General features: G+C 50.8%; 8 protein-coding genes. All 8 read right to left on the reverse strand.

The window, feature by feature from the left end; genetic code table 11:
* Positions 1 to 909, reverse strand: a 909-nt coding sequence (gene hdrB, locus O0S09_RS09610; protein WP_268923763.1) for a CoB--CoM heterodisulfide reductase subunit B, incomplete at its 3' end; no start/stop codon positions are given.
* Complete coding sequence (gene hdrC / locus O0S09_RS09615; protein ID WP_268923764.1) at positions 909 to 1,493, reverse strand: CoB--CoM heterodisulfide reductase subunit C; 585 nt, start codon at positions 1,491 to 1,493, stop codon at positions 909 to 911. The genes hdrC and hdrB, both read right to left, overlap by 1 nt.
* Positions 1,494 to 1,499: 6 nt before the next feature.
* Entirely contained in the window at positions 1,500 to 2,669 is a 1,170-nt protein-coding gene (locus tag O0S09_RS09620) for a 4Fe-4S binding protein (protein ID WP_268923765.1), read from the reverse strand.
* A 28-nt stretch (positions 2,670 to 2,697) separates the two neighbouring features.
* Complete coding sequence (locus tag O0S09_RS09625; protein WP_268923766.1) at positions 2,698 to 2,979, reverse strand: 4Fe-4S binding protein; 282 nt, start codon at positions 2,977 to 2,979, stop codon at positions 2,698 to 2,700.
* 792 nt (positions 2,980 to 3,771) lie between these two features.
* A complete protein-coding gene (locus O0S09_RS09630) occupies positions 3,772 to 4,578 on the reverse strand; it encodes a formylmethanofuran dehydrogenase subunit C (protein ID WP_268923767.1) in 807 nt (268 codons plus the stop codon).
* Positions 4,579 to 4,581: 3 nt separating this feature from the next.
* Positions 4,582 to 6,291, reverse strand: coding sequence for a formylmethanofuran dehydrogenase subunit A (locus O0S09_RS09635; RefSeq protein WP_268923768.1), 1,710 nt, complete (start codon positions 6,289 to 6,291; stop codon positions 4,582 to 4,584).
* A 2-nt stretch (positions 6,292 to 6,293) separates the two neighbouring features.
* Complete coding sequence (locus O0S09_RS09640) at positions 6,294 to 7,655, reverse strand: formylmethanofuran dehydrogenase subunit B (protein WP_268923769.1); 1,362 nt, start codon at positions 7,653 to 7,655, stop codon at positions 6,294 to 6,296.
* Positions 7,648 to 8,220, reverse strand: a complete 573-nt coding sequence (locus O0S09_RS09645; RefSeq protein WP_338148520.1) for a molybdopterin dinucleotide binding domain-containing protein — start codon at positions 8,218 to 8,220, stop codon at positions 7,648 to 7,650. Before O0S09_RS09645 ends, O0S09_RS09640 begins: the two co-directional genes overlap by 8 nt.
* Between the last annotated feature and the right edge of the window lie 67 nt (positions 8,221 to 8,287).

Consider the following 8,287-nt stretch of genomic DNA (forward strand, 5'->3'; position numbering starts at 1 on the left):
TTTGTCGAGGAATGGTTTGCATGACATCTGGTGCAGGTCAAGGCCGAGTTCGACGGGGCTCATGCCCTGGGCGAGGCCGAGCATTTCACAGAAGTGGAGAACCGGCAGGTTCCATTCGACGCCGAATTTGTCTTTGATCTCAAACTGACCGCGGTCGAACTGCAGCTGGCAGAACGGACAGGTGTCGACGATGGCTTCTGCGCCGGCGTCGGTCATGTTGGTCAGTTTTTCGTTGGTGATGTCAAGGGCGTGGGCGATGTCGTAACCGCGGACACCTCCGCCGGCACCGCAGCACTGCATTTTGTTGCGGTATTCGACGGCTTCGGCACCGAGGGCTTCAACGAGTTCTTCGAACCAGGTCGGGTGTTCGGTGTCGCCGATGACGTCGCCGGCAAACTCACGGTCTTTCCGCGGTTTGAGCAGGTGGCAGCCGTAGTGGCAGGCGACCTTTACGCCGGTTAACGGGGTGTTGACCGAGTCGCGCAGGCGGTCGAGACCGCAGACGTCGTCGTTGTAGTACAGTTCGGCAAGGTGGTACACGTTGATGGTGCCCTTGTATTCCATGTCGACTTCTTTTAAGACTTCGTTGACTGCGTCGCGGAGTTCGTCGTTGTGTTTGAGTTTGTGGTTGACTTCCCAGATGGATTTGTAGCAGCCGTTACAGATTAAGGCGATGTCCATGCCCATCTGTTCCGCAAGAACAAGGTTCCGGGCGGCCATGGCGTACCAGACGTTCAGGTCGATACTGCCGAAGGCACCGGGGGCAGGGCAGCAGCTGGCACCCTTTAACGGGACAAGCTCGATGCCGAGCTTTTTGCCCGTACGGATGGCGGCGGCCTCAATGCCGGGATACCGGTTCGGTGCGATGCAGCCGAGGAAGAAGGCGAATTTATGCGTGTCGTCTGACATTACTGACCCTCCGCAAGGACTTTGTCTGCGAGCTGTTTGGTGCCGTAAGCTTCGAGGATCTTACGGATAGCAGGCAGGTATTCGGGGTATTTACAGGTGGTTTCCGGTTCGGGTTCGAGACCGAGTTTGACTCTTGCAGCACGGTTGGCGTCGCTGTTCGGGACACCGTGACCGGTCTGGTAGATGAAGTTTACCGTGCCGAGGAAGTTCTTCGGGACGATGCCGCGCTGGGCAGCCATGTTCCGCATTGCCATGATGACGTCCGTCGGGATTAAGTCACGCGGGCACCGGTCGCTGCATGTGTAGCACGTGGTGCACAGCCACAGGTCGGGGTCGGTTAAACTCACGTCTTTTAAGCCGAGGTTGGCACGCCGCATGAAGTTCCGGATGCGGTAGCTGCTTCTCGGAGCAGAAGGACACGAGCCGGTACACGTGCCGCACTGGTAGCAGATGTGGGCTTCCGTGCCGCTGATCTTTTCAACGTCGCCGACAAACGTCGGGTCGGCATCCTGAGCGGGACGGTAATACCGGTCTGCAAGGCGGGCGGAGAGGCTCGCGTCTTTGTAGGATTTTGCACTTGCCATTCTTGGTTACTCCAGGGGTTTTAACTCAACCTGACCAAACGTGTCTTCCCGGATCTTGGAGGAACGCGGGATGCACAGCTTGGCGGCGATACTCTTGAACAGATCGGTCTCCGGACCTTTGACGTGGATACCGGAACGTCTGATGGTGATAACGTCTTCAGACGGGCATGCGTTGACGCAGGCGCCGCAGAGAATACACAGGTCAGCGTTCACGGCGATTGTCGGCTCGATGCTGTCCTTCTTCAGCTGAAGAGCGGGGACAGGGCTCGGCAGGTAGATGGCATTGCACGGGCAGATGTCAACACACGTGGAGCAGCCGCCGGGACATTTGTCGGCGTTGAAAACAATCTCACCGTCGAAGAACTTCTTGATGGTGACAGCTTCTTCGGGGCAGACCTTCTCACACCAGCTGCAGGTGACACAGGTTTCTTTGTCGATCGTGACCTTGCCGGCAAGTTTGCTGCCTTCCTTGACAACGCGCTCGACAGCGATGGCATGTTCCGGACAGGCGGTGGCGCACACCTGGCACGCGTCACACAGGGACTTGTCCCAGACGACTTCACCGGCGGAACCGACCTTTTCGGCAGTAAACGGAATGCGTTTGATCTTCAGAGCCGGACAGAGGGAGGCGCAGATACCACAGACATTGCACTTCTCTTTGTCAACGACTAACGTCGTTTCGGCGTCAAGAGCCGTCTGGCGTTTGGCACCGTCGGCAACTTCACCCTCATAGACGGGGATGTCACGGACGATTGCATCACGCGGACAGGCTTCACTGCACGTGGTGCAGCGGACGCATTTGTTTTCATCAATCTCAGCGGTGAAGTCATACTCAGGGAAACCTTCCTGTTCTTTAATCGGAAGGCTCGGTTCACCGTCAACTCTGACCTCAAGAGCGTCAAACGGACACAGAATCGTACAGACACCGCAGTAGGAACACTTTGCGGGGTCAACAGAGATGGCGGCTTCGTCTTTGACAGCGCCGCGGCGGACAGCACCGACAAGTCCGAGGACAATTGCCTCTTTCGGACAGACTTCGGAACAGATACCGCATCCGGTACATTTGGTCGTGTTTAACACGAGGTGAGACACCTTCTTCAGGAGACGCTGCTCCATAATAACGGTGTCATTCTCCATCTTCGTGGAGTATTTTGGATACATTGTGCTCATTGCCATGTATGAATCCTCGGTTCTCCAATCTTACTTAGTGGGTGGCTCCTTCAGCAGCTTTCGCTGCAACAGGTCCATCCTGCGGTCCTACCAGTCTGATAACTCCGTATGGGCATGCTTCGACGCACACACCGCAGCCAGCACACAGTTCGTGATTGATGTCAAGGCTAATAGCCCGTCCATTCTGAACGAGGTAGATCTTGTCAGTTGAGGCAGGATCTACAGTGTTAAGCTCCAGTGCGTTTACCGGGCAGGCGACCACACAATTGTTACAACCGGTACATCGCTCCATGTTGATATGCATTGCAAATGACATTTCTAGCTGCACCAGCCTTCGATAGAATATCGACTGTTAATATTCGTCGGTATCCACATAAATACATTAGTGAGAAATTTTAATAAGAATGAGTTGGTTGGAATTTCATTTTTTTAAAATATATAAGCAAATCGATAATATTAATATAGTAGATAAAAATAAACAAGATGCGTCAAACAAATAGGAGAGGGTAACCAAGATACATGAATAATGGAGCAGGAAGCAAAAGGCCAGTGACATTGTACTGAAAAATCGTAATGAGGATCCCATAACAGGCGTCCAACCCAATTTGCATCCTCCGCATTCTCGAAACATATTATTAGTAATTGCGCATTGTTTATATATTAATAAAAAATCAATTTTTTAAGAATAAACAAGTATAAAAACATTATCAGAACATATTATATAGATAACGAGATATAAATAATAATCATAGAACGAAATGCCTCTCAGACCTTCGTTCTCCAGAAAATATTGCGGACGCTTCATGGTAGTTTCAAATGCCATTGCCTACCAGCCTAAACGATCCCTCAATATCTTCTTCACATGATAATTCGGAAACAGGAATACAGCTCCTGACACTCCCACACAACTGCTTCGTCAAAGCCCTGTCAGTACCAGAACTGACTTGTGAGGAAATATCCGAACTATTGCTACCAAGAAAAGAACGGCACAGAACTTGAGATAGTGGTAACTTCCATTATGCCTCTGTTCCATTCTTCTTCCCGTACCATACGGTAAGAATCTCTTTTAAAACAATAGTATAATAGACTAAAAAGAAAAAAAGGAGAGTTACTCCTTCAGAGTGTAGATGTGGCCGTAAACGACCTGACCCTTGCTCTTCGGGTGGCGCTCACCAAGATCGCCGATGAACACATTGAACATGTGCTTCTCACCGTCAACCTCAATCTCTCTCTCTTCGATCTTCTTGAAACCAGGCATCATCACATCACAGCCGTGGAAGACGTAAATCTCGCCTTTCACCATCTGACCACCGACACGACGGTGTGCCTTGCCTTTGATAATGATTGTTCCACCCTCGGCATGCGTACCAATGTGGATATCAGCATTACCCTCAATGATGATGGTTCCACCGTTCATGAACGTAGCAATATCAGAACCTGCATCTCCCTTAATCCGGATGAGACCGCCCTGCATACCACGCCAGTCGCCGCGGTATGCAGCACCAAGGTAGTTCCATGCTCTGCCTTCAACCAGCATCTCTCCGCCCTTCATCTGAAGACCGGAGAAGGAACGGACATCTCCCTTCACGTGGAGTTTTCCGCCTTCCATCCATGCACCAGTGAACATATCTGCGGTTCCGTTGACAACAACTTCACCTGCAGTCATCCATGCACCGAAATACTTGCACTTGGAAGTTCCCGGACCATAGACCTCGATCTTCGTCTCTGCTGCAGTTGCTCCGGAAGCACCGGAGATCTCGAACCACTCACCAAGCGTGTAGTTGCATTTACCTTCCGAACACGGAAGTGCCGCAATCTCCTCAAGAGACTTGCCGGCAAACTTGTCCGGAGTAACACTCTCACACTCAAGGTAGAGCTCGGGGACTTCCTTTAACTTAATGGTTACCGTGTTCATCTCTTACACCTCGATAATCTCCTGGTGCGGAGTATAGTGATCAATAACCTCATAGTTGCCAAGGTTGACACTGTAGTACTTCAGGAACTTCTCGGTAATGTCGTGCATAACCTGCTTGTTCTCCGGCACTTTTGCATCAACCCAGTAGGTCTTCTTGACAACCGGGTCAGCATCCAGCACTACACCGTTCTCAACAACCTTCACACCATCCTTGAAGAAGTATGCAGATCTTGCGAGTGCATTCTCCAGATCAATGCCCTTAGGCATATTGTCCGGGTTGATGTTGTAGACAGCAAGGTTCGCCTTCATGCCGGGTGCAAGACCACCCATGGAACCGGACAGGCCAAGCACCTGTGCAGGTCCTGCACGGGTCATCTGGGACAGCTCATAAAGGCTGATCTCACGGTCAATCTCGGCAAGGTAGGTTGCATCGATTACCTTCGTTGCGTACTTGAAGCCGTTCAGGAGATTGTCACGGTACTGTTTGTCCATCAGCCATGCGTAGATACGCGGGTAGCGGGTGAACGGACCTGCGTTCGGGTGATCAGTTGTGATCATCGTCCGCATCGGATCCTTTGCGAACAGCGGAACCTCAAGACCGATTGCCCACTGAATGTCACAAACCTTCACGTTCGGGCTGTAGACGTACGGAACGACACCGGAAGAGGTCTCAAGTTCCACATCCACGTTACCCCACTTGAGGTGGTTTAAGGCACCGAGGTGGTACTCAAACGGACCGTCCGCAGTCATCGTTGTGGTCTCATCAAGGGTGACACTGCCGGTATCAATAGAGATCTGCGGGGTCTTGTTCACATAGTCCATGACTTCCTTTGCCTTGGACTCGAAGTCACCCCATCCGGTTCCGCCATAGGAGTGGAACTGAATGTGGGTGTGGTGCAGAACAGTCTTGCGGCCGAGGTTGTTGTTCGGCTTGAAGTCCTCTGCAATCTTCAGAGAGTCAAGGGTGGTCGTGTAGTTTCCGGGGTTACCCAGATTATTGGAATGCAGATGCACGGAGTGCGGCAGGTGCAGCTCTTCGTTGGTGGTGATAAGACCGGCAATGATCTCTTTCGGCGTAATCTCGAAGTACGGAACCTGATCATTGATGGTCATACAGTTCAGACCCCATGCCCAGGCCTCGGATCCCCCGGGGTTCACACACTTAATACCGTATCCTTTGGTCTGGCGAAGCATCCATGCAACATATGCTGCTGCGTTGTCGATTTCGCCGTTCTTCAGGTACTCGAACATGAACCAGTTGTTGCCGAACACCGGCATTGCTGCCTCATCAACGATAGGTGTGTCGCGGATTTCCTCATGCACGTGGCGTGAGTAAAGCGGCGGCATTGCAGCTTCCATCAGGAAACCGAATCCCATACGGGCATACTCGTATCCAGTCTTATAGACGGTCGGAATCGAGAAACCTCCCTCGATCTTGGTCTTCGGGTTGATCTTTGCAGAGCAGCGTTCACCAAGGCGGAACTTATCCTCCGGGCGGTACCAGCGTCCGAGGTTGACCTTCGGACCTGCAACGTGGGTGTGCACATCAAGTGCACCGGCCATGACAGTCTTGCCGGTCGCATCAATGACAGTTGCAGAGTTGCTGACCTTGTCAACAAACTTACCGTCCTTTATGCAGACATCAGCGACATCGCCTTTCAGACCGGTAACAGCATCAAAGACGTGACCATTCTTAATGATAATCTCAGACATCTTCAGGCCTCCACCTTTGCAAGGTACTCAGATGCATCTTTACATCCATTTTCTGCAAGAATCTCGTCGACACGTGCGCTAATGCGTTTGAAGAGTTCCTCATCAGTAAGAACTCCGTCAGGTGCATCAATACACTTACGAGTCTCGATTGGAACATTGTCCATACGGTAGCAACAGCCACCAACTTCAACACCGACAATTGCGACAGGAATATGAAGATCCGAGAGTTCAGTCGACATGCTGATATGCGGGTCGATAGTAATCGTCGGGATGTGTGCCATGGTACGTGTTGCCTCGAACGGGAAATGGGCAGCAAGATCACTTGCAATAACGACACATGCATCAACTTCTTTGCGGACTAACAGATCAACAGAGGTTGTCTCTCCCGGGTTGTGGCGTGCCATCGTAAGTCTGGACAGATCACATGCAAACGGGAAACCGTACTGCCATCCGAGAACCTGACCTGCACCAGTGACATTGTAGTGACCACGCATTGCAATGAGCACAGCCTTCGTGTAGTCATTTAAGTCACGGATGAGGTTGATACCCGCATCGATGTTGTGGTTTCTTCCCAGGGTGTGGGTCAGACCCATTCCGAAGAAGAGCGTGACGAAACGTCCGGACTTACAGATATCAATGACTTCCTGGAGTTTCTCTTTTGGAACACCACCGACTTCATCAGGGATATCTTCACCGCGAAGGAGGGTTCTGAGTGCGTCGAAGATTTCGTAGTCATAACTCTGTTTGATGCGGACAAAGGTGTCTGCAACTTTTGCAGTGTCAGTCTCACGGCAGTCAACACAGATAATCTTTCTTCCTTTCTGTCCTTTTGCAGAGAAGAAACCACGCGGGAAGATGGAATATCTGGACATATGACGCGGGTGGGCGTGTGCAGGGTTGCATCCCCAGAAGATGATACGATCAGCACGGTTCTTGACTTCTCCTAAGGTACAGGAAGGTACTCCCGTATCCTGAATTGCAAGGAGGGAAGATCCATGGCAGACTGTCGCACAGTTATCAATGACACCGCCAGTTTTTTCTGCAAGTACATTTCCTGCTGAAATTGCTTCACAGTTGGTGGATGACCATCCGTAGAATAATGGCTTCTTTGATTTCAGGAGTGTCTTTGCGGTGAAGTCGATTGCTTCGTCGTAGGAAACATCCTTGTAGGTTCCGTCGGCCTGACGCATACGCGGGAGGACAACACGTCCGGGGTTGCTGACGTGGAGATACTTCTCTGCACCAATTGCACATGCGTTTCTGACCGTTACAATCTTCTTTTCGTCGTCAGTGACGTCGACTTCAAGATCATCGCAAAGAGTACCACAGAATGTACAGATTACGTTTTTAATTGTTTTAGTCATAGTGTGGATCACCTACATATTTCAAACCGCACTTATCGTGCATGAGTTTTACTGCTTTCTCCACTTTCTCTTCCGGTGCCGGTTCGATAAGGCAGTCAAAGCCGCAGAAGCACGGCTCACCGGTGGAGTAAGTGTATGCCGGAACAACCATGTTTGCCCATGGTCCCATCGGGATATGTGCAAGTCCGGGATACAGACTCTGAGTCGTAACAACAGCCTTTAAGATAACACTGCCGGCTGCACTGGTTACTCTAACGTTGGTATTCTTGTTGATACCAAGAGCCTTGAAATCATCCTCATGAAGTTCAATGATTGAACATGCATTGAAGTACTGCGGGGATGTTTTTCCGGTTTCGATTGCAATACCCTGCTTGATTTCCGTACAGGTAATTACACTGACAATGATACCGTTTCCATATTTTCTCTGGTCGCCTCCCTGCATCTTCTGCAGTTCAAGAAGTGCAGAATACTCAGTGGTACCTCCTACAATATGGGGTTTGGACCAGTCATCAAAGTCTTCCTTCTGAAAAAGGGAGACCAGGGGGGAGGGATTTCCCATAGTCATATTTATAATCCTCTTCTCTTTCTTTCTGCTGCAATGGGGCTTGGTCCGATCTCTTTTACGGTGTTGA

The sequence above is a fragment of the Methanocorpusculum vombati genome, assembly GCF_026891935.1.
In the GTDB taxonomy this organism is placed as follows: domain Archaea; phylum Halobacteriota; class Methanomicrobia; order Methanomicrobiales; family Methanocorpusculaceae; genus Methanocorpusculum; species Methanocorpusculum vombati.

Bases quoted from the DNA above. Each gene is read 5' to 3' on its own strand.
- O0S09_RS09640 (WP_268923769.1), bottom strand. From the start codon at position 7,655: ATGACTAAAACAATTAAAAACGTAATCTGTACATTCTGTGGTACTCTT.
- O0S09_RS09620 (WP_268923765.1), bottom strand. From the start codon at position 2,669: ATGGCAATGAGCACAATGTATCCAAAATACTCCACGAAGATGGAGAAT.
- O0S09_RS09645 (WP_338148520.1), bottom strand. From the start codon at position 8,220: ATGACTATGGGAAATCCCTCCCCCCTGGTCTCCCTTTTTCAGAAGGAA.
- O0S09_RS09635 (WP_268923768.1), bottom strand. From the start codon at position 6,291: ATGTCTGAGATTATCATTAAGAATGGTCACGTCTTTGATGCTGTTACC.
- hdrC (WP_268923764.1), bottom strand. From the start codon at position 1,493: ATGGCAAGTGCAAAATCCTACAAAGACGCGAGCCTCTCCGCCCGCCTT.
- O0S09_RS09625 (WP_268923766.1), bottom strand. From the start codon at position 2,979: ATGTCATTTGCAATGCATATCAACATGGAGCGATGTACCGGTTGTAAC.
- O0S09_RS09630 (WP_268923767.1), bottom strand. From the start codon at position 4,578: ATGAACACGGTAACCATTAAGTTAAAGGAAGTCCCCGAGCTCTACCTT.